Origin of the sequence: Pseudarthrobacter sp. W1I19 (genome assembly GCF_030817835.1) — a bacterium.
In the GTDB taxonomy this organism is placed as follows: Bacteria; Actinomycetota; Actinomycetes; order Actinomycetales; family Micrococcaceae; genus Arthrobacter.
Window position 1 is genome coordinate 4,789,669 of sequence record NZ_JAUSZR010000001.1, and the last position, 22,476, is coordinate 4,812,144.

The window sequence follows — 22,476 nt, forward strand, 5'->3', positions numbered from 1 at the left end:
GGGTGACGGATTCGAGCCGAGCTGGCGCCGCCTAAAAGGCGGCGCCAGCTTTCTAACTGTTCATCCCGGCGTCGCCCTTGCTTTCCTTTGTGCAGTTAGGTTGGAGCGGTGGCGCGTGAATCCTTGCTTCCTGAATCCGGGCGGCGGGTGTTTGTAGCCCTGGGTGACTCCTTCACCGAAGGGGTAGGCGACCGGGATGAGCGGTTGCCCAATGGCGTCCGCGGCTGGGCCGACAGGGTGGCCGAGAAGCTTGCGAAAGCGCAGCCTGGGTGGCGGTACGCCAACCTGGCAATCAGGAGCAGGCGGCTCCGGCACGTTATCGGTGAACAACTGGAGCCGGCGCTGCGGATGCGGCCTGCCTTGGTGACGCTTTACGCCGGCGGCAATGACATCCTGGACCTGAAGACCGGCATGGCAGCGCTCATGGCGGACTACGAACAGCTTGTTGCCCAACTCGCCGGCACCGGCGCCACGGTGGTCCTCTTCACCGGATTCGACGTCAAGGTTTCAGCACTGCTCGAGCCGCTGAAGAAGCGCAACACGTTCTACAACGAACGGGTCCGGGCCATCGCCGAAAAATACAACGCGGTCCTCGTGGACTACTGGTGCCTGGACGCCTTCCACGACCGCAGGATGTGGGACTCGGACCGGCTCCACATGTCCAAGGCCGGGCACAAATACCTGGCCGGCCAGGTGCTGGACCAGCTGGACGTGCCGCACAAGATCAAACCCCGGGACTGGGAGCCGCCGCCCAGGCTGGGCCTGCGCGAGTGGGAACTCCGCCAGCGGCGCTGGGTCCACGACTGGGTCCTCCCGCTGTTCAGCCGCAAACTGCGGGGCGTCACGCTGGGTGATACCCTCACTCCGCGCTGGCCGGAACCGGTCAAGGTACCCCGGAAAGGCGGCCTGAAGAAACTGGTGCGGGAGCAGGTTGGGGCCGTGCAGGAGTCTTAGCTGTCCAGCAGGTTCTCAAAACCGGGGGCCACTCTGCCGGCGTGGAACTCCACTACTTCGAACTCGGCAACGCCGTTCGTGTAGAACGGGTCCTGAGCCAGGCTGGCGTCAAGGGTTTCGCGGTCGGCCCGGGAGAGCAGCAAGCCGCCGGTCCGCGGTACCTTGCGCCCGGCGGCGATGAAAACACCGTCGTCAAAGGCTTTCTGTAGCCAGGCGATATGCGCATCGTTGTGGAAGTCCACGATGTCCTGCGGAACCCGGTAGCTCAGGGAGACAACATACATGGGCCCAGCCTACCGGCCGCGGTGTCGCTACTTGAAGGATCAACCCACCGTAGAATGGACACATGACCGAACCCCGCTGGCTTAACGCCGACGAACGCCGTGCCTGGCTGGCCCTGGTAAGCATCAACACGCTGCTGCCGGCGGCCCTCGATACGAAGCTCCATGCAGCGGGAAAACTGTCCCTCTTCGATTACACCGTCCTGGCCATGCTCTCCGAGGCGGAGGAGCGTTTCCTGCCAATGAGCGAGCTGGCCGCCCGCAGCAGCGCTTCCCTGTCGAGGCTTTCGCACGTGGTGACCAAGCTGCAGAAGCGGGGGTGGGTGGAACGCCGGCCGCACCCGCACGATGCCCGCGTGACAACAGCGCACCTCACTGAGGAAGGCATGGCGACCATCGTGGGACTCGCACCCGGGCATGTTGAGACTGTGCGGGATTTGTTCCTTGACGCCCTCACGGAGCAGGACGTCCAGGATCTGGCGCGGATCGGCGAGAAGGTAGTGGGCCGGCTGGACTCGGACCACTGGATTTTGCGCGAAACCCCGGGCGCGTAGCCAGCCAAGCCGGGAACCACAGGGAACTTGGTTGCCCCCAGCAACGGATGGCAAACTGGCGGGATGGATGTCACAACCCGCTTCGTAGCCCTTGGTGACTCCTTCACCGAAGGCGTGGGCGACGAGGATCCCACCCGCCCCAACGGCGTCCGCGGCTGGGCAGACCGCGTAGCTGAGCAACTCGGCGCCCCGGACCCGGGCTTCGGGTATGCCAACCTCGCCATCCGCGGCAGAAAACTCCGCCAGATCCTGGCTGAGCAGGTGGACGCCGCCGTCGAACTTAATCCCACCCTGGTGAGCATTTACGCGGGTGCCAACGATATCCTCCGGCCCCGGATCGACATTGACGACCTCCTGGTGGAGTACGACGACGCCATCGCCAAACTGCGCGCTACCGGCGCCACTGTGGTGATGTTTACCGGCTTCGACGCGCGGGGTTCCAAGGTGTTCAGCACCATGCGCGGGCGGACAGCCATCTACAACGAACTGGTCCGCGGCATCGCCGGAGACCATGGCGCCCTGCTGGTGGATTACTGGCGCTTCAGCGAGTACTACGACTGGGGCATGTGGGCGCAGGACCGCATGCACATGTCGGCTGCCGGGCACGCGAACATGGCCAAGCGTGTGTTGGACGTCCTCGAACATGACCACTCCATCGACGTCCCGCCCATGACCCCTGTTCCCGAGCTGAGCGGCCTGGACGCCATCCGCGCGAATGCCCGCTGGTTCCGCGAGTACGCCGGTCCTTGGGTTGTCCGCAGGGTTACCGGAAAGTCCTCCGGCGACGGCCTGCAGCCCAGGTATCCGCAGCTGACACGGCTCTAACGGAAGCGGCCTCTTATACACCCTCAGGCGCCGGATTGGTCTTTAATTGCGTGAACTCGTAGACTTGGTAGGCGCTAAGTGCGCGGAGCGTGCGCAATTGCTCCGGTTGCCCGGTAAATTCTCCAGGGTGGCCGGTAGTTAGGGGCTCAAGTTGCGTGACTAACCGTTGCCCTTCTTCACTTTTGGGTCGCCCTTAGCAGCATGGTCCAGCAGCAGATATGCGGATCATTACTTTCAATTCTTGAGGAGAAGTCATGGCAGCACACTGCCAAGTGACCGGGGCCGAGCCGGGCTTTGGGCACAGCATTTCGCACTCGCACCGCCGCAACAAGCGTCGGTTCGATCCGAACATTCAGAAGAAGCGCTACTGGGTTCCGTCCCTGCGCCGTAATGTCACGCTGCAGGTATCTGCAAAGGGCATCAAGACCATCGACGTACGCGGCATCGACGTTGTCGTCGCCGACATTCTCGCTCGTGGGGTGAAGCTCTAGTGGCTAAGGACAAGGACGTACGTCCGATCATCAAGCTCAAGTCGACCGCGGGCACGGGTTACACCTACGTAACCCGCAAGAACCGTCGTAACGATCCGGACCGCATGGTTCTGAAGAAGTACGACCCCAAGATCCGCCAGCACGTCGAATTCCGAGAGGAGCGCTAAACATGGCTAAGAAGTCCAAGATTGCTCGCAACGAGCAGCGCAAGGTCATCGTTGAGCGTTACGCTGCAAAGCGCCTCGAGCTGAAGAAGACCCTGGTTGACGAAAACGCAACCGACGAAGCACGCGAAGCAGCCCGCCTGGGCTTGCAGAAGCTGCCCCGCAACGCGTCCCCGATCCGTCTGCGTAACCGCGACATCATCGACGGCCGCCCCCGCGGTACCTTCCAGAAGTTCGGTATCTCCCGTGTCCGCTTCCGCGACATGGCCCACAAGGGCGAACTCCCGGGCATCACCAAGTCTTCCTGGTAATCCAGCCCTGCTGATACCAGCTGCTTGAGAAGGGCCGGCAACCTTACGGTTGCCGGCCCTTCTGCTGTTTAAGTCGCCTGGTGTTGCGGCTTCCCGCCACGCCCGGTGATTGAGCCTGTCGAAATCCGGGCAGTGGTGCAGCACACAGAAAAGAAGTACGACGGCGCGTGGCTGCTGAGGTGCCGTCATCCGGCTTTTGGCGCGGAATCCCGGGGCCTGCGACCCCTTCAGGAGGGGATTTGCGGTGGTGCCGGAGGAGGTGTATTGTTTTCTAAGTCGCCGCGGGGGAGACAGCGAAGAGCTGGTTACCGCGGGCGGCCAAAACCCCCAAAATAAAGACCAAATCTGGCAGGGCCTTTGAGGACCGCAGAAGAGGTGGGGACGATCTTCCCGCCGATGAAAATCCTGGAACATGGATTTGCATTGGGGTGGCGGGTCGGGTAAGTTTGAAAAGTTGCTCCGGAGCGATCCGCGACTGTGAAGTTGTGGTGGTGCCGGGTGTGTCTGTTGTTTGAGAACTCAATAGTGTGCCAAGTTTGTTGATACCAATTGTTTTAGTGATTGGTTGAATTGACCGGGCTTGTCCGCCCCTGTGGGTGGGTCTGGTTTTTACAGCTGGTTTCAAATTTTGCAGCCTGGTTTCCGCGTTTTCCCGTGGTTTCTTGGTTGTGTTCGTTTTTGTTTTACTTCAACGGAGAGTTTGATCCTGGCTCAGGATGAACGCTGGCGGCGTGCTTAACACATGCAAGTCGAACGATGATCCGGTGCTTGCACCGGGGATTAGTGGCGAACGGGTGAGTAACACGTGAGTAACCTGCCCTTAACTCTGGGATAAGCCTGGGAAACTGGGTCTAATACCGGATATGACTGATCATCGCATGGTGGTTGGTGGAAAGCTTTTTGTGGTTTTGGATGGACTCGCGGCCTATCAGCTTGTTGGTGAGGTAATGGCTTACCAAGGCGACGACGGGTAGCCGGCCTGAGAGGGTGACCGGCCACACTGGGACTGAGACACGGCCCAGACTCCTACGGGAGGCAGCAGTGGGGAATATTGCACAATGGGCGAAAGCCTGATGCAGCGACGCCGCGTGAGGGATGACGGCCTTCGGGTTGTAAACCTCTTTCAGTAGGGAAGAAGCGAAAGTGACGGTACCTGCAGAAGAAGCGCCGGCTAACTACGTGCCAGCAGCCGCGGTAATACGTAGGGCGCAAGCGTTATCCGGAATTATTGGGCGTAAAGAGCTCGTAGGCGGTTTGTCGCGTCTGCCGTGAAAGTCCGGGGCTCAACTCCGGATCTGCGGTGGGTACGGGCAGACTAGAGTGATGTAGGGGAGACTGGAATTCCTGGTGTAGCGGTGAAATGCGCAGATATCAGGAGGAACACCGATGGCGAAGGCAGGTCTCTGGGCATTAACTGACGCTGAGGAGCGAAAGCATGGGGAGCGAACAGGATTAGATACCCTGGTAGTCCATGCCGTAAACGTTGGGCACTAGGTGTGGGGGACATTCCACGTTTTCCGCGCCGTAGCTAACGCATTAAGTGCCCCGCCTGGGGAGTACGGCCGCAAGGCTAAAACTCAAAGGAATTGACGGGGGCCCGCACAAGCGGCGGAGCATGCGGATTAATTCGATGCAACGCGAAGAACCTTACCAAGGCTTGACATGAACCGGTAACGCCTGGAAACAGGTGCCCCGCTTGCGGTCGGTTTACAGGTGGTGCATGGTTGTCGTCAGCTCGTGTCGTGAGATGTTGGGTTAAGTCCCGCAACGAGCGCAACCCTCGTTCTATGTTGCCAGCACGTGATGGTGGGGACTCATAGGAGACTGCCGGGGTCAACTCGGAGGAAGGTGGGGACGACGTCAAATCATCATGCCCCTTATGTCTTGGGCTTCACGCATGCTACAATGGCCGGTACAAAGGGTTGCGATACTGTGAGGTGGAGCTAATCCCAAAAAGCCGGTCTCAGTTCGGATTGGGGTCTGCAACTCGACCCCATGAAGTCGGAGTCGCTAGTAATCGCAGATCAGCAACGCTGCGGTGAATACGTTCCCGGGCCTTGTACACACCGCCCGTCAAGTCACGAAAGTTGGTAACACCCGAAGCCGGTGGCCTAACCCCTTGTGGGAGGGAGCTGTCGAAGGTGGGACTGGCGATTGGGACTAAGTCGTAACAAGGTAGCCGTACCGGAAGGTGCGGCTGGATCACCTCCTTTCTAAGGAGCACCTACAGATCATTTGCTGCCGCGTATGTGGTGGTGGGGGTTTGTCAGGAGTATATGCCCGTTGCGCAGACGCAAGTTCTGCGGCGGGTGCTCAAGGGTGGAATATCAACAAATAGCGGCTGCTTGTTCTTCTCCTTGTCTAGTACGGATGCCTTTGGGTGTCCTGGAACGGTGCGGGAGCGGGGTTGGGTGGTTTAGTGTTTGGCACACTGTTGGGTCCTGAGGCAACAGGGCCGGGGGTTGCTGCGGTTTTGGTCGTGGTGGTTTTCCGGGTTTGTTTGTTTCTGGTTTTCCTGGCTGCACCGGTCATGCATGTTGTGTGTGTGGGGTGTGTGGTTTGGGGTTGTTGTTTGAGAACTACATAGTGGACGCGAGCATCTTTTATAAGAAGCAATTTCCAAGAATATGAACCTGGATCTGGCTGCGCGTGATGGTTACTGGCCCTCTTTTTTGGGGTTGGTGGTGTTGTGTGTGGTTGGTTTTCGTGGTTCTCTCGTGAATTAGTTTTTTGATCTTTTGTGGTCAAGTTTTTAAGAGCACACGGTGGATGCCTTGGCATTAGGAGCCGAAGAAGGACGTAGGAATCTGCGATAAGCCTGGGGGAGTCGATAACCGGACTGTGATCCCAGGGTGTCCGAATGGGGAAACCCCGCCAGGGGCGCGAGTTGCCTGGTGACCCGCATCTGAACACATAGGGTGCGTGGAGGGAACGCGGGGAAGTGAAACATCTCAGTACCCGCAGGAAGAGAAAACAATAGTGATTCCGTTAGTAGTGGCGAGCGAACGCGGATCAGGCTAAACCGTTCCATGTGTGATAGCCGGCGGGCGTTGCATGGTCGGGGTTGTGGGACTTTCCGTTCTGTCTCTGCCGGGACAGTGGGGTGTGATGTGCAGGCATAGGTGAACGGTCTTGAAAGGCCGGCCAGAGAGGGTGTGAGCCCCGTAACCGTAATGTTGTGTACCGCCTGGAGAGTATCCCAAGTAGCACGGGGCCCGAGAAATCCCGTGTGAATCTGTCAGGACCACCTGATAAGCCTAAATACTCCCTAATGACCGATAGCGGACCAGTACCGTGAGGGAAAGGTGAAAAGTACCCCGGGAGGGGAGTGAAACAGTACCTGAAACCGTGTGCTTACAATCCGTCGGAGCAACCTTAGTAGTTGTGACGGCGTGCCTTTTGAAGAATGAGCCTGCGAGTTAGTGTTACGTCGCGAGGTTAACCCGTGTGGGGAAGCCGTAGCGAAAGCGAGTCTGAATAGGGCGTTGCAGTGGCGTGATCTAGACCCGAAGCGAAGTGATCTACCCATGGCCAGGTTGAAGCGACGGTAAGACGTCGTGGAGGACCGAACCCACTTCAGTTGAAAATGGAGGGGATGAGCTGTGGGTAGGGGTGAAAGGCCAATCAAACTTCGTGATAGCTGGTTCTCCCCGAAATGCATTTAGGTGCAGCGTTGCGTGTTTCTTGCTGGAGGTAGAGCTACTGGATGGCTAATGGGCCCTACAAGGTTACTGACGTCAGCCAAACTCCGAATGCCGGTAAGTGAGAGCGCAGCAGTGAGACTGTGGGGGATAAGCTTCATAGTCGAGAGGGAAACAGCCCAGACCACCAACTAAGGCCCCTAAGCGTGTGCTAAGTGGGAAAGGATGTGGAGTTGCTCAGACAACCAGGAGGTTGGCTTAGAAGCAGCCATCCTTAAAAGAGTGCGTAATAGCTCACTGGTCAAGTGATTCCGCGCCGACAATGTAGCGGGGCTCAAGTACACCGCCGAAGTTGTGGCATTCAAATATTAGCTAAGCCCTTGTGGTTCAGGCGTTTGGATGGGTAGGGGAGCGTCGTGTGGGCAGTGAAGTCGCGGTGTAAACCAGCGGTGGAGCCTACACGAGTGAGAATGCAGGCATGAGTAGCGAAAGACGGGTGAGAAACCCGTCCGCCGAATGATCAAGGGTTCCAGGGTCAAGCTAATCTGCCCTGGGTAAGTCGGGACCTAAGGCGAGGCCGACAGGCGTAGTCGATGGACAACGGGTTGATATTCCCGTACCGGCGAAAAACCGCCCATGCTGAACAGGGGATACTAACTGCCCGAGACCTGCCCGACACCCCTTGTGGGTGAAGGGTTTTGGTGGAGCGCAGGACCTGATCCTGGGAGGCAAGCGTATTAACAGGTGTGACGCAGGAAGGTAGCCGAGCCGGGCGATGGTTGTCCCGGTCTAAGGATGTAGGGCGAACGGTAGGCAAATCCGCTGTTCATGATGCCTGAGATCTGATGGGACCCCCGTTTGGGGGGATTTGGTGATCCTATGCTGCCGAGAAAAGCATCGACGCGAGGTTTTAGCCGCCCGTACCCCAAACCGACACAGGTGATCAGGTAGAGAATACTAAGGCGATCGAGAGAATTATGGTTAAGGAACTCGGCAAAATGCCCCCGTAACTTCGGGAGAAGGGGGGCCCCAACCTTGAACGGACTACGCGTCCGGGAGGGGATCGGGGCCGCAGAGACCAGGGGGAAGCGACTGTTTACTAAAAACACAGGTCCGTGCGAAGTCGCAAGACGATGTATACGGACTGACTCCTGCCCGGTGCTGGAAGGTTAAGAGGACCGGTTAGCCTCACGGCGAAGCTGAGAATTTAAGCCCCAGTAAACGGCGGTGGTAACTATAACCATCCTAAGGTAGCGAAATTCCTTGTCGGGTAAGTTCCGACCTGCACGAATGGAGTAACGACTTCCCCGCTGTCTCAACCATAAACTCGGCGAAATTGCAGTACGAGTAAAGATGCTCGTTACGCGCAGCAGGACGGAAAGACCCCGAGACCTTTACTATAGTTTGGTATTGGTGTTCGGAGTGGCTTGTGTAGGATAGGTGGGAGACGTTGAAGCCCGGACGCCAGTTCGGGTGGAGTCATCGTTGAAATACCACTCTGGTCACTTTGGACATCTAACTTCGGCCCGTAATCCGGGTCAGGGACAGTGCCTGATGGGTAGTTTAACTGGGGCGGTTGCCTCCTAAAAAGTAACGGAGGCGCCCAAAGGTTCCCTCAGCCTGGTTGGCAATCAGGTGTCGAGTGTAAGTGCACAAGGGAGCTTGACTGTGAGAGAGACATCTCGAGCAGGGACGAAAGTCGGGACTAGTGATCCGGCGGTACATTGTGGAATGGCCGTCGCTCAACGGATAAAAGGTACCTCGGGGATAACAGGCTGATCTTGCCCAAGAGTCCATATCGACGGCATGGTTTGGCACCTCGATGTCGGCTCGTCGCATCCTGGGGCTGGAGTAGGTCCCAAGGGTTGGGCTGTTCGCCCATTAAAGCGGTACGCGAGCTGGGTTTAGAACGTCGTGAGACAGTTCGGTCCCTATCCGCTGCGCGCGCAGGAAATTTGAGAAGGGCTGTCCTTAGTACGAGAGGACCGGGACGGACGAACCTCTGGTGTGTCAGTTGTACTGCCAAGTGCACCGCTGATTAGCTACGTTCGGATGGGATAACCGCTGAAAGCATCTAAGCGGGAAGCTCGCTTCAAGATGAGATTTCCATACACCTTGTGTGTGAGAGGCCCCCAGCCAGACCACTGGGTTGATAGGCCGGATGTGGAAGCGAGGACTAACGACTCGTGAAGCTGACCGGTACTAATAGGCCGATAACTTACACCACACACCCACCCCGCAAACGGATTCAAAAGCGTTTGCACCCGGGGCGGGTAAAAAGATAAACAAGACTGCTTGCGTCCACTATGTGGTTCCCAAACAACAAACCAAACACGTTTGTTGCCGGGGAACAAAAACACAAAACTACATAACAACACCACAGCTCTGCCTAACAAGGAGAGCATGTTGTAACCACAAAGATTTCCCACCCACCACGGCGCAAGCCCTGGGGGAACGGGTAGAAGGGTTACGGCGGTCATAGCGTGGGGGAAACGCCCGGTCCCATTCCGAACCCGGAAGCTAAGACCCACAGCGCCGATGGTACTGCACCCGGGAGGGTGTGGGAGAGTAGGTCACCGCCGGACAACCATTAGGTCGAGGCCCCAACCAATCACTGGTTGGGGCCTCCCACATTTAACACACAAAACCATTTCACGCTGAGAACAGGCGCCACGGAAGAGGCCGGACGTAGGGCCACTGTCGCCCGCCTAGACTACCGTCATGGCCTCCAGCTCCCGCGAACCCCGTACCCGAAGAGCAACTATCCTCGACGTTGCGGCAGCTGCGGGGGTTTCACGCCAAACCGTGACCCGCGCAATGAACGATATGCCGGGGATCAGTCCGGCCACGCGCGAACGCGTCCAGCAACTGGCAGCCGATCTCGGGTACACCCCCAGCCGGTTCGCGAAGGGCCTGGTGCAGGGAGCCAGGATCTCCCTGGGGCTTGCCATCCCGGACCTCACCAATCCGTACTTCCCCGCTTTCGCTTCCAGCGTGGTGGAAGAAGCCACCCAGCGCGGCTGGAATGTGGTGGTTGATGATTTTGGCCACGGCAGCGGGAGCGCCCTGGACGCAGTAGCCCGGCTGGCGCCGCAGGTGGATGCCGTTGATCGGATATCTGGGAGCCTGTTCCAGCGATGCTCAGGCCATGATGGGCAGGCGCCCTGTGGTGGTGCTTGACTACCCGGCGGGACAGGCTGCGGGCGGCATCTCCTTCGACTATTCGTATGGGGCAGGACTGGCACTCCAGCGCTTCCAGTCGGAAGACCGCCGGCGGATTGCCTACCTTGATTCAAACCAGGAGGGCGTTGCCACCACCCGTGGCGCTGCTGTCGCCGCAGCGGCGGCTGGGGCCGGCGTTGAACTCATCGTCGGAGCGTGCCTCGATTCCGCTCCCGCCGCCCGCCAGGCCGTCCGGGAATTGCTTGAAGAACACGGCAGGATTGACGGGCTCCTGGTGTTCAATGACCTGATGGCGGCGGGAGCCATGAAAGGCCTGCACGACGCCGGGAGGGCCGTTCCAGAGGATTGTGCCGTGATAGGGATGGACGGCGTACCCCTTGGCGAACTCGTGACGCCGGAGCTGACCACGCTGGCACTGGACTTGAGGGCGGTGGGCCGCTCCGCCGTCGACCTCGCGGACAACCTCCTCAGCGGAGCTATCCAGGCGGCGAGTGATGAGGCGAGCCTGATCCTCAAACATCAGCTGGTACTGCGCCAATCTGCCTAAGCCCTACTCAAAACTGGCATCTACCGGTAGGCTGAACCGGTGCCGTGAACGTTCACGTAGACCGCTCGCCCAGCGCCTGCCGCCCCGGACAAACCCATGAAGCAAGGAAGCCCATGTCAGTTCAATCCCCCTCCGTTCCCGCCGGCGACTCCCTTGGAAGCACCGGAGGGCAATCCCGCAACCTGGAGGTTGGTGCCGAAGCCGTGGCGGATTTGGCTTCCTTCCAACCTGGAAAAGGAACCCTCCCGGCACGGGCCTACCTGCACAGTGACGCTCCCCGGCTAGCACTGAATGGGGAATGGCAGTTCCGGATGAGCCCGGGAGTCCGCGTGGCCCCGGACGACGGCTGGCAGCTCGGGGAGGACCTTACGGGCTTTGCCAGCCTGCCCGTGCCATCCAGCTGGCCAATGCACGGACACGGCGCCCCGGCATACACCAACGTCCAGTTCCCGTTCGCCGTGGAGCCGCCGCACGTCCCGGAGGCCAACCCCATCGGCGACCACGTCGTGGTCTTTGAAGCTGGGCATGAATTCCTTTCGCACGCGCTGCTGCGGTTCGACGGCGTCGAGTCTGCCGGCACGGTGTGGCTGAACGGCGTGGAACTCGGCACCACGCGCGGAAGCCGGCTGGCCCACGAATTCGACGTGACCGGAATCCTTAAGCAGGGCCAAAACACCCTGGCCGTGCGGGTGGCGCAGTTCTCGGCCGCCAGTTATGTGGAGGACCAGGACATGTGGTGGCTCCCAGGCATCTTCCGTGACGTTACGCTGCAGGCCCGGCCTGCCGACGGCATCGACGATGCTTTTGTCCGCGCCGGCTACGATCACCGCACCGGCGAAGGCACCCTCAAAGTGGAGGCGACCCGGGGCGGGCAGGTGATTGACGCCGTCGTCCGCGTTCCGGAGCTCGGCCTGGAACTGGCCGCCGGCGCTGAAGTGAGTATCCCCGCCGTCGAACCCTGGTCCGCCGAAGTGCCCCGCCTTTATGACGCAACCATCAGCGCCCCTGGCGAGACCGTAACGCTGCAGGTCGGCTTCCGGAGTGTTGCCATCGAAGACGCGCAGTTCAAGGTCAACGGGCGGCGGATCCTGCTGCGCGGCGTCAACCGCCATGAGCATCACCCGCTTCTTGGCCGGGTGGTGCCGCAGGACGTGGTGGAGGCCGAACTGCGGCTGATGAAGCAGCACAATATCAATGCAATCCGGACGTCCCATTACCCGCCGCACCCCGACTTCCTGGCCCTTGCAGACCGCCTCGGCTTCTACGTGGTGCTGGAGTGCGACCTCGAGACCCATGGCTTTGAGAGCGCAGGCTGGGCGCAGAACCCGAGCGATGACCCGCAGTGGGAAGAGGCGCTGGTTGACCGGATGCGCCGCACGGTGGAACGGGACAAGAACCATCCGGCGGTGATCATGTGGTCGCTCGGCAACGAGGCTGGCACAGGCAGGAACCTCGCGGCGATGTCGCGCTGGGCCAAGGACCGGGATCCGTCCCGCCCCCTCCACTACGAGGGCGACTGGTCCTCGGAACACGTCGACGTCTACTCGCGCATGTACGCCAGCCAGGCTGAAACGGCCCTGATCGGACAAGGAATTGAGCCGCCGTTGGACGATGCCGCGCTGGATACCCGACGCCGGGCAATGCCTTTTGTGCTCTGCGAATATGTGCACGCGATGGGTAACGGCCCCGGCGGCATGTCGGAATACCAGGAGCTTTTCGAGAAGTATCCGCGCCTTATGGGCGGCTTCGTGTGGGAATGGCTCGAACACGGCATCACCATCACGTCCCCTGACGGGCGCCAGCACTATGGCTACGGCGGCGACTTCGGTGAGGAAGTTCACGACGGTAACTTCGTCACCGATGGCCTGGTGGACGCCGACCGCAACCCGAGGCCCGGCCTGCTCGATTTCAAGAAGGTCATCGAGCCCCTCCACATCACGGTGGCGGACGACTGGTCCGGCTTCACAGTCCGCAACGGCCAGGACTTCGCGGACACCTCCGCGTTCAGCTTCCGGTACAAGGTGGAGGCCGACGGCGGCACGCACGACGGCGGCTGGGTGGAGGTTGCGTCGGTGTCGCCTCAGCATGAGGCCACTGTGCCGCTTCCGGCCAGCCTGGCGGCTTTGGCTTCGGGGCTTAAGGATCGCGCTGCAGTCCTGACCGTGAGTGCGGTCCTCGCCGCTGAAACGGCCTGGGCTCCCGCCGGGCACGAAGTTGCGTGGGGGCAGTCAGTCCATCAGGCTGGCCGCCCTGCTGCGCCGTCGGTGGTCGAAGTGGTGAACGTTCAGGACACAGAGCTTCAGCTGGGGCCCGTGCTCTTCAGCCGGATTACCGGAATGCCCACGTCCATTGGCGGCGTACCCGTGGAGAAGCTCGCGCTGACATTGTGGTGGCCGCCCACGGATAACGACCTGGGCAGGGAATGGGGCGGCGCTGACGGGCGGCCGCTTGCCACGCAGTGGAAGGACGCAAGGCTGAACCTGCTCCATGCCCGGCTGCTCGGGATCAACGCGGAGGCTCGCGCCGAAGGCGGGGAAGCGTTAACCGTCCGCACGCGCGTGAGCGCAGCGGATAAGCAGTACGGCGTGTTTGTGGACTACACCTGGACCAGCGATGGCGACGCTGTCGCGCTCCGAACGCAGGTCCGGCCTGACGGCGCTTGGCTTAACGGGGGCTTTGAGGTCGAATGGGCGCGGATCGGACTGGAACTTGTCCTGGCTGATCCGGCCACGTCCGTGAGCTGGTTCGGCAAGGGACCGCACCAGAGCTACCCGGACACGGGGCAGGGAGCGCGGACCGGGTGGTTCACACTGCCGGCGGCGGAGATGGATGTTGACTACGTCCGGCCCCAGGAATCGGGGGCGCGGTCCGGAGTGCGGTGGGCTGCAGTCCAGCTCCGCGAGAGGACGCTTGAGGTTCAAGCTGAACCCTTTGCCTTCACTGTCCGGCCCTATAGCCAGGAGGTTTTGGATGTGGCGGCGCACAGGCCGGACCTGAAGCCCGACGGGAAGACCTACCTCTACCTGGACCATGTCCTCCGGGGAGTGGGAACCGCCGCCTGCGGGCCCGGCGTGCTGGAGCAATACCGCCTTAAGCCCCGGGAAGCCGACTTCACGCTGGTGCTCACCGTGCGGTAGCTGGCCGGCGGCGCACCAGTGTGAGGCAGTACATATCTGCAAAAACGGTGACGCGGCCAAGCCAGGCGCCGTTATCACCTCCAAAATCCTTGTTGTTGTGGGGTTTTTGGGGGTGTGGGGTGTGTGTTGTGGTGGATTTGCGGGTTGGTGTGTGGGCGTGTATTGTTTTCTGAGTCGCCGCCGCTGAAGCGGAGAGAGTGCGGCCAACCCCCTGACAAACAGCCTGTAAATGGTTCGCCTGTTGGCGCGCCGGTTCTTGGGTAGGGACGGTTGAGGGAAGCGCAGATCGCTGAAACGCTGATTTGCAAAGCTTCTCGAGGTCGGGTAAGTTTGAAAAGTTGCTCCGGAGCGATCCGCGACTGTTTAGTTGTGGTGGTGCCGGGTGTGTCTGTTGTTTGAGAACTCAATAGTGTGCCAAGTTTGTTGATACCAATTGTTTTAGTGATTGGTTGAATTGACCGGGCTTGTCCGCCCCTGTGGGTGGGTCTGGTTTTTACAGCTGGTTTCAAATTTTGCAGCCTGGTTTCCGCGTTTTCCCGTGGTTTCTTGGTTGTGTTCGTTTTTGTTTTACTTCAACGGAGAGTTTGATCCTGGCTCAGGATGAACGCTGGCGGCGTGCTTAACACATGCAAGTCGAACGATGATCCGGTGCTTGCGCCGGGGATTAGTGGCGAACGGGTGAGTAACACGTGAGTAACCTGCCCTTAACTCTGGGATAAGCCTGGGAAACTGGGTCTAATACCGGATATGACTGATCATCGCATGGTGGTTGGTGGAAAGCTTTTTGTGGTTTTGGATGGACTCGCGGCCTATCAGCTTGTTGGTGAGGTAATGGCTTACCAAGGCGACGACGGGTAGCCGGCCTGAGAGGGTGACCGGCCACACTGGGACTGAGACACGGCCCAGACTCCTACGGGAGGCAGCAGTGGGGAATATTGCACAATGGGCGAAAGCCTGATGCAGCGACGCCGCGTGAGGGATGACGGCCTTCGGGTTGTAAACCTCTTTCAGTAGGGAAGAAGCGAAAGTGACGGTACCTGCAGAAGAAGCGCCGGCTAACTACGTGCCAGCAGCCGCGGTAATACGTAGGGCGCAAGCGTTATCCGGAATTATTGGGCGTAAAGAGCTCGTAGGCGGTTTGTCGCGTCTGCCGTGAAAGTCCGGGGCTCAACTCCGGATCTGCGGTGGGTACGGGCAGACTAGAGTGATGTAGGGGAGACTGGAATTCCTGGTGTAGCGGTGAAATGCGCAGATATCAGGAGGAACACCGATGGCGAAGGCAGGTCTCTGGGCATTAACTGACGCTGAGGAGCGAAAGCATGGGGAGCGAACAGGATTAGATACCCTGGTAGTCCATGCCGTAAACGTTGGGCACTAGGTGTGGGGGACATTCCACGTTTTCCGCGCCGTAGCTAACGCATTAAGTGCCCCGCCTGGGGAGTACGGCCGCAAGGCTAAAACTCAAAGGAATTGACGGGGGCCCGCACAAGCGGCGGAGCATGCGGATTAATTCGATGCAACGCGAAGAACCTTACCAAGGCTTGACATGAACCGGTAACGCCTGGAAACAGGTGCCCCGCTTGCGGTCGGTTTACAGGTGGTGCATGGTTGTCGTCAGCTCGTGTCGTGAGATGTTGGGTTAAGTCCCGCAACGAGCGCAACCCTCGTTCTATGTTGCCAGCACGTGATGGTGGGGACTCATAGGAGACTGCCGGGGTCAACTCGGAGGAAGGTGGGGACGACGTCAAATCATCATGCCCCTTATGTCTTGGGCTTCACGCATGCTACAATGGCCGGTACAAAGGGTTGCGATACTGTGAGGTGGAGCTAATCCCAAAAAGCCGGTCTCAGTTCGGATTGGGGTCTGCAACTCGACCCCATGAAGTCGGAGTCGCTAGTAATCGCAGATCAGCAACGCTGCGGTGAATACGTTCCCGGGCCTTGTACACACCGCCCGTCAAGTCACGAAAGTTGGTAACACCCGAAGCCGGTGGCCTAACCCCTTGTGGGAGGGAGCTGTCGAAGGTGGGACTGGCGATTGGGACTAAGTCGTAACAAGGTAGCCGTACCGGAAGGTGCGGCTGGATCACCTCCTTTCTAAGGAGCACCTACAGATCATTTGCTGCCGCGTATGTGGTGGTGGGGGTTTGTCAGGAGTATATGCCCGTTGCGCAGACGCAAGTTCTGCGGCGGGTGCTCAAGGGTGGAATATCAACAAATAGCGGCTGCTTGTTCTTCTCCTTGTCTAGTACGGATGCCTTTGGGTGTCCTGGAACGGTGCGGGAGCGGGGTGGGTGGTTTAGTGTTTGGCACACTGTTGGGTCCTGAGGCAACAGGGCCGGGGGTTGCTGCGGTTTTGGTCGTGGTGGTTTTCCGGGTTTGTTTGTTTCTGGTTTTCCTGGCTGCACCGGTCATGCATGTTGTGTGTGTGGGGTGTGTGGTTTGGGGTTGTTGTTTGAGAACTACATAGTGGACGCGAGCATCTTTTATAAGAAGCAATTTCCAAGAATATGAACCTGGATCTGGCTGCGCTGTTGGCACCTCTTTTTGGGGTGTTGGGGTGTGGTTGGTTTTCGTGGTTCTCTCGTGAATTAGTTTTTTGATCTTTTGTGGTCAAGTTTTTAAGAGCACACGGTGGATGCCTTGGCATTAGGAGCCGAAGAAGGACGTAGGAATCTGCGATAAGCCTGGGGGAGTCGATAACCGGACTGTGATCCCAGGGTGTCCGAATGGGGAAACCCCGCCAGGGGCGCGAGTTGCCTGGTGACCCGCATCTGAACACATAGGGTGCGTGGAGGGAACGCGGGGAAGTGAAACATCTCAGTACCCGCAGGAAGAGAAAACAATAGTGATTCCGTTAGTAGTGGCGAGCGAACGCGGATCAGGCTAAACCGTTCCATGTGTGATAGCCGGCGGGCGTTGCATGGTCGGGGTTGTGGGACTTTCCGTTCTGTCTCTGCCGGGACAGTGGGGTGTGATGTGCAGGCATAGGTGAACGGTCTTGAAAGGCCGGCCAGAGAGGGTGTGAGCCCCGTAACCGTAATGTTGTGTACCGCCTGGAGAGTATCCCAAGTAGCACGGGGCCCGAGAAATCCCGTGTGAATCTGTCAGGACCACCTGATAAGCCTAAATACTCCCTAATGACCGATAGCGGACCAGTACCGTGAGGGAAAGGTGAAAAGTACCCCGGGAGGGGAGTGAAACAGTACCTGAAACCGTGTGCTTACAATCCGTCGGAGCAACCTTAGTAGTTGTGACGGCGTGCCTTTTGAAGAATGAGCCTGCGAGTTAGTGTTACGTCGCGAGGTTAACCCGTGTGGGGAAGCCGTAGCGAAAGCGAGTCTGAATAGGGCGTTGCAGTGGCGTGATCTAGACCCGAAGCGAAGTGATCTACCCATGGCCAGGTTGAAGCGACGGTAAGACGTCGTGGAGGACCGAACCCACTTCAGTTGAAAATGGAGGGGATGAGCTGTGGGTAGGGGTGAAAGGCCAATCAAACTTCGTGATAGCTGGTTCTCCCCGAAATGCATTTAGGTGCAGCGTTGCGTGTTTCTTGCTGGAGGTAGAGCTACTGGATGGCTAATGGGCCCTACAAGGTTACTGACGTCAGCCAAACTCCGAATGCCGGTAAGTGAGAGCGCAGCAGTGAGACTGTGGGGGATAAGCTTCATAGTCGAGAGGGAAACAGCCCAGACCACCAACTAAGGCCCCTAAGCGTGTGCTAAGTGGGAAAGGATGTGGAGTTGCTCAGACAACCAGGAGGTTGGCTTAGAAGCAGCCATCCTTAAAAGAGTGCGTAATAGCTCACTGGTCAAGTGATTCCGCGCCGACAATGTAGCGGGGCTCAAGTACACCGCCGAAGTTGTGGCATTCAAATATTAGCTAAGCCCTTGTGGTTCAGGCGTTTGGATGGGTAGGGGAGCGTCGTGTGGGCAGTGAAGTCGCGGTGTAAACCAGCGGTGGAGCCTACACGAGTGAGAATGCAGGCATGAGTAGCGAAAGACGGGTGAGAAACCCGTCCGCCGAATGATCAAGGGTTCCAGGGTCAAGCTAATCTGCCCTGGGTAAGTCGGGACCTAAGGCGAGGCCGACAGGCGTAGTCGATGGACAACGGGTTGATATTCCCGTACCGGCGAAAAACCGCCCATGCTGAACAGGGGATACTAACTGCCCGAGACCTGCCCGACACCCCTTGTGGGTGAAGGGTTTTGGTGGAGCGCAGGACCTGATCCTGGGAGGCAAGCGTATTAACAGGTGTGACGCAGGAAGGTAGCCGAGCCGGGCGATGGTTGTCCCGGTCTAAGGATGTAGGGCGAACGGTAGGCAAATCCGCTGTTCATGATGCCTGAGATCTGATGGGACCCCCGTTTGGGGGGATTTGGTGATCCTATGCTGCCGAGAAAAGCATCGACGCGAGGTTTTAGCCGCCCGTACCCCAAACCGACACAGGTGATCAGGTAGAGAATACTAAGGCGATCGAGAGAATTATGGTTAAGGAACTCGGCAAAATGCCCCCGTAACTTCGGGAGAAGGGGGGCCCCAACCTTGAACGGACTACGCGTCCGGGAGGGGATCGGGGCCGCAGAGACCAGGGGGAAGCGACTGTTTACTAAAAACACAGGTCCGTGCGAAGTCGCAAGACGATGTATACGGACTGACTCCTGCCCGGTGCTGGAAGGTTAAGAGGACCGGTTAGCCTCACGGCGAAGCTGAGAATTTAAGCCCCAGTAAACGGCGGTGGTAACTATAACCATCCTAAGGTAGCGAAATTCCTTGTCGGGTAAGTTCCGACCTGCACGAATGGAGTAACGACTTCCCCGCTGTCTCAACCATAAACTCGGCGAAATTGCAGTACGAGTAAAGATGCTCGTTACGCGCAGCAGGACGGAAAGACCCCGAGACCTTTACTATAGTTTGGTATTGGTGTTCGGAGTGGCTTGTGTAGGATAGGTGGGAGACGTTGAAGCCCGGACGCCAGTTCGGGTGGAGTCATCGTTGAAATACCACTCTGGTCACTTTGGACATCTAACTTCGGCCCGTAATCCGGGTCAGGGACAGTGCCTGATGGGTAGTTTAACTGGGGCGGTTGCCTCCTAAAAAGTAACGGAGGCGCCCAAAGGTTCCCTCAGCCTGGTTGGCAATCAGGTGTCGAGTGTAAGTGCACAAGGGAGCTTGACTGTGAGAGAGACATCTCGAGCAGGGACGAAAGTCGGGACTAGTGATCCGGCGGTACATTGTGGAATGGCCGTCGCTCAACGGATAAAAGGTACCTCGGGGATAACAGGCTGATCTTGCCCAAGAGTCCATATCGACGGCATGGTTTGGCACCTCGATGTCGGCTCGTCGCATCCTGGGGCTGGAGTAGGTCCCAAGGGTTGGGCTGTTCGCCCATTAAAGCGGTACGCGAGCTGGGTTTAGAACGTCGTGAGACAGTTCGGTCCCTATCCGCTGCGCGCGCAGGAAATTTGAGAAGGGCTGTCCTTAGTACGAGAGGACCGGGACGGACGAACCTCTGGTGTGTCAGTTGTACTGCCAAGTGCACCGCTGATTAGCTACGTTCGGATGGGATAACCGCTGAAAGCATCTAAGCGGGAAGCTCGCTTCAAGATGAGATTTCCATACACCTTGTGTGTGAGAGGCCCCCAGCCAGACCACTGGGTTGATAGGCCGGATGTGGAAGCGAGGACTAACGACTCGTGAAGCTGACCGGTACTAATAGGCCGATAACTTACACCACACACCCACCCCGCAAACGGATTCAAAAGCGTTTGCACCCGGGGCGGGTAAAAAGATAAACAAGACTGCTTGCGTCCACTATGTGGTTCCCAAACAACAAACCAAACACGTTTGTTGCCAGGGAACAAAAACACAAAACTACATAACAACACCACAGCTCTGCCTAACAAGGAGAGCATGTTGTAACCACAAAGATTTCCCACCCACCACGGCGCAAACCCCTGGGGGAACGGGTAGAAGGGTTACGGCGGTCATAGCGTGGGGGAAACGCCCGGTCCCATTCCGAACCCGGAAGCTAAGACCCACAGCGCCGATGGTACTGCACCCGGGAGGGTGTGGGAGAGTAGGTCACCGCCGGACAACCATTAGGTCGAGGCCCCAACCAGTCACTGGTTGGGGCCTCCCACATTTAAAGCGGTTGTCGCACCGGTGGCAATGAGCACTTCGATGTCTTTCCGCCAGCGGCAGACCGTCCGCCAGAGCCGGTTTGTTTCGGGATGCGCGGCTTTGACCACCAATGCCTGACGCTGGTTTTTCGCGGCGGCAGCATCGGCGCGGGAGCCGATGGCGAGCAGGGCCCGGAGCTTTTCTTGGACGAGCCACGTGGCCCGCAGGTTTGCCGTGACGTCGTCGGTGTCGAACAGGTTGCTGAGCCTTTCCCGGGCCCGGCGCGAGAGTGTGTCATCGGCGCGGAAGAGCAGTTTGCGGTTGGCCCAGACCGGGTCGCCGGAGCGTCCCCGCCCGCCATGCACCTGCTGGGTGAGGTGCTGCCGGACTTCGGTCAGCGTGTCGTTGCCGAGCTTGGCCAAGTGGAACGCATCCATCGAGGACCGCGGTGCGTGGCAGCCACATCGGCAGGGCCTTGCGGAACGCCGCAGAGTGGTTGATCGCAACGACTTGTATGCCCCAGGCGCCACTCCAGCGGAGGGCGAACAGCCAGAATCTGACCAGAACCCCTCGCCGTCACTGTCGCGGTCGTCCACGATCCCCAGGACTTGTCCGGTGTCCAGATCGACGATGGTGGTCACCCATGGTTCGTAGTCTTTCCAGGCCTGGGTTGCCGGCTCACGGAAGAAGCGCACGGCCCAGTAGCGTTGTTCATCGATGCCGAGCATCCGCGGTGCCAGGCGTCGACATCGGGAGGCATCAGCACCGCTGCGTCCAGGGCCCGCTGCACGAGCCACCATAAACACGGAACGAAGCGGCAAACACGGAATGAAGCGGCGGCCTCCGCGGCCGCCCTGCCGGAGCCGATCACGGCGGCCACGAGGGCGTCGAAGAGCCGACGGGTGGACCCTGCCAGGCGTACCTGGGCTATTTCCTCGGCGAATGTCTGGCGCGTGCACAGGGAGGCATCGCAGAAGAATCTTCGCTTGGCCCGGAGCACTTCGATCGGACCGGCGACTGGGTTGTCGTGCAGGCGTTGTGGCCGCCTGGAACGCACGCGGCTGCTGATGACGCCGCATGATGGGCAGCCGGCCTCGGCGGTGGCATCGACACTGCTCCGGCACTGCCCGAAGGCGACTTCAAGCGTGCTTTTATCGGCACAGACAGGCGGGCTTCCGACACCAGTGAAGTAGCGGCCCGCGTCAACTGGCCCGGTCAAGAATGGTGTAGCCGCCGTCCGGCACCCTGTTGACATGAATACATGCCCTCATCACGGTGCCGCTTCCGGACAAGCCTTGGCCTCCTCAATATCGGCATGCGAGGGTTCGACAAGCGCCTCGAAGTCCACGGCGACGTACACCATAGCCTTACCGCGGAATAAGCTCAGTTAGTTCGTCATTCGATGCCTCCTTTCCGGTGCACCAGCCGTCGCCTTCTCTCCAGCACCGTCCGGCGCTGAGTCCGGCTATGGGCCAGGCCCCCGACGTTGGTCAAACCACTTCCTTACCTGGCAGGGAACGTTAGGAGTCACTTCTACAGGCACCAGGAGAGCCGGCCCCGCCTCTCGCAGCAGCATCGTCAGCTCAGCCCAGTGCAACTATCCCTGTGGCTCGACGTGCTGAGGCGGGAGACATGGGGGAGGCTTGTCGCCGTACTGCTGTCGACTGCTGGGGATGAGGTGACACCGCGCAGTCACCGCACGAAGACCTGAGTCGAGCCCCCAACCATGACGGATTCGGGGCCTTTCGCTCCCGGGCGTTGGGGCTTTGATGCCATACCGGCCGCTGGCCCTATACGCTCCCGGCAGCAGCTGCCACTGTCAGGGCGGCCAAGCCACTTCGGCTTATCCAAGCTCCGACTCATCCCGTCGAGCTGGGCTCCCAGGGATAGGATCCGCCGACAGGTCTTGACCATGAAAGCTGACGGTGGGTGCAGGTTCTTCGGGGCAGACAAAGAGCTGCCTATGTGTGATCGGCTCCACAACAGCGCGATTCGCCTTTTGGCTGTGAGGTGGGGGCGTTTTGCATGGCAAATCCTTGTTGTTGTGGGTTTTTGGGGGTGTGGGGTGTGTGTTGTGGTGGATTTGCGGGTTGGTGTGTGGGCGTGTATTGTTTTCTGAGTCGCCGCCGCTGAAGCGGAGAGAGTGCGGCCAACCCCCTGACAAACAGCCTGAAAATGGTTCGCCCGTTGGCGCGCCGGTTCTTGGGTAGGGACGGTTGAGGGAAGCGCAGATCGCTGAAACGCTGATTTGCAAAGCTTCTCGAG

Annotated in this window: 12 protein-coding genes and 6 rRNA genes; 15 read left to right on the top strand and 3 right to left on the bottom strand. The window is 59.3% G+C overall.

What is annotated here, in order from left to right; genetic code table 11:
* Positions 1-108: 108 nt before the first annotated feature.
* Positions 109-954, top strand: a complete 846-nt coding sequence (locus QF038_RS22170; RefSeq protein WP_307613352.1) for an SGNH/GDSL hydrolase family protein — start codon at positions 109-111, stop codon at positions 952-954.
* Here QF038_RS22170 and QF038_RS22175 read toward each other — a convergent pair.
* Positions 951-1,238, bottom strand: coding sequence for a YciI family protein (locus QF038_RS22175; protein ID WP_307613353.1), 288 nt, complete (start codon positions 1,236-1,238; stop codon positions 951-953). The genes QF038_RS22170 and QF038_RS22175 overlap by 4 nt on opposite strands.
* A 62-nt stretch (positions 1,239-1,300) precedes the next feature.
* Here QF038_RS22175 and QF038_RS22180 point away from each other — a divergent pair, with 62 nt between their 5' ends.
* From QF038_RS22180 to rrf (QF038_RS22245), 14 genes are all read left to right on the top strand, one after another.
* Complete coding sequence (locus QF038_RS22180; RefSeq protein ID WP_091424190.1) at positions 1,301-1,789, top strand: MarR family winged helix-turn-helix transcriptional regulator; 489 nt, start codon at positions 1,301-1,303, stop codon at positions 1,787-1,789.
* A gap of 63 nt (positions 1,790-1,852) precedes the next feature.
* Positions 1,853-2,614, top strand: coding sequence for an SGNH/GDSL hydrolase family protein (locus tag QF038_RS22185; RefSeq protein ID WP_307613354.1), 762 nt, complete (start codon positions 1,853-1,855; stop codon positions 2,612-2,614).
* A gap of 254 nt (positions 2,615-2,868) precedes the next feature.
* Positions 2,869-3,105 carry a 50S ribosomal protein L28 gene (rpmB, locus tag QF038_RS22190; RefSeq protein WP_003798559.1) on the top strand — a complete coding sequence of 79 codons (237 nt, stop codon included), beginning with the start codon at positions 2,869-2,871 and terminating at the stop codon, positions 3,103-3,105.
* Positions 3,105-3,272, top strand: coding sequence for a 50S ribosomal protein L33 (rpmG, locus tag QF038_RS22195; protein ID WP_013602737.1), 168 nt, complete (start codon positions 3,105-3,107; stop codon positions 3,270-3,272). Before rpmB ends, rpmG begins: the two co-directional genes overlap by 1 nt.
* A 2-nt stretch (positions 3,273-3,274) precedes the next feature.
* Positions 3,275-3,580: a 30S ribosomal protein S14 gene (gene rpsN, locus QF038_RS22200; RefSeq protein WP_009358853.1), complete on the top strand. Its 306-nt coding sequence runs from the start codon at positions 3,275-3,277 to the stop codon at positions 3,578-3,580.
* Between the two features lie 688 nt (positions 3,581-4,268).
* A 16S ribosomal RNA gene (locus QF038_RS22205) occupies positions 4,269-5,793 on the top strand.
* A gap of 529 nt (positions 5,794-6,322) precedes the next feature.
* Positions 6,323-9,448 (top strand): 23S ribosomal RNA (locus tag QF038_RS22210).
* Positions 9,449-9,689: 241 nt separating this feature from the next.
* A 5S ribosomal RNA gene (rrf, locus tag QF038_RS22215) occupies positions 9,690-9,806 on the top strand.
* Together the 16S, 23S and 5S rRNA genes form the textbook arrangement of a ribosomal RNA operon.
* 136 nt (positions 9,807-9,942) lie before the next feature.
* Positions 9,943-10,401 (top strand): LacI family DNA-binding transcriptional regulator, encoded by a 459-nt coding sequence (locus QF038_RS22220; protein ID WP_307613355.1) that lies wholly within the window; start codon positions 9,943-9,945, stop codon positions 10,399-10,401.
* On the top strand, positions 10,370-10,951 hold the full coding sequence (locus QF038_RS22225) for a LacI family DNA-binding transcriptional regulator (RefSeq protein WP_307613356.1): 582 nt from the start codon (positions 10,370-10,372) through the stop codon (positions 10,949-10,951). The genes QF038_RS22220 and QF038_RS22225 overlap by 32 nt, the downstream gene beginning before the upstream one ends.
* 113 nt (positions 10,952-11,064) lie before the next feature.
* Positions 11,065-14,088 carry a glycoside hydrolase family 2 TIM barrel-domain containing protein gene (locus tag QF038_RS22230; RefSeq protein WP_307613357.1) on the top strand — a complete coding sequence of 1,008 codons (3,024 nt, stop codon included), beginning with the start codon at positions 11,065-11,067 and terminating at the stop codon, positions 14,086-14,088.
* A gap of 572 nt (positions 14,089-14,660) precedes the next feature.
* Positions 14,661-16,185, top strand: a 16S ribosomal RNA gene (locus QF038_RS22235).
* A gap of 514 nt (positions 16,186-16,699) precedes the next feature.
* A 23S ribosomal RNA gene (locus QF038_RS22240) occupies positions 16,700-19,825 on the top strand.
* 242 nt (positions 19,826-20,067) lie between these two features.
* Positions 20,068-20,184 (top strand): 5S ribosomal RNA (gene rrf / locus QF038_RS22245).
* A 26-nt stretch (positions 20,185-20,210) separates the two neighbouring features.
* Here the strand turns inward: rrf (QF038_RS22245) and QF038_RS22250 are convergent.
* Both QF038_RS22250 and QF038_RS22380 read right to left on the bottom strand, forming a co-directional pair.
* The gene (locus QF038_RS22250) at positions 20,211-20,939 is read right to left on the bottom strand and encodes a transposase (RefSeq protein WP_307613358.1); all 729 of its coding nucleotides are present in this window, start codon (positions 20,937-20,939) and stop codon (positions 20,211-20,213) included.
* Positions 20,849-21,466 (bottom strand): transposase family protein, encoded by a 618-nt coding sequence (locus QF038_RS22380; RefSeq protein ID WP_373461610.1) that lies wholly within the window; start codon positions 21,464-21,466, stop codon positions 20,849-20,851. Before QF038_RS22380 ends, QF038_RS22250 begins: the two co-directional genes overlap by 91 nt.
* Positions 21,467-22,476: the final 1,010 nt, after the last annotated feature.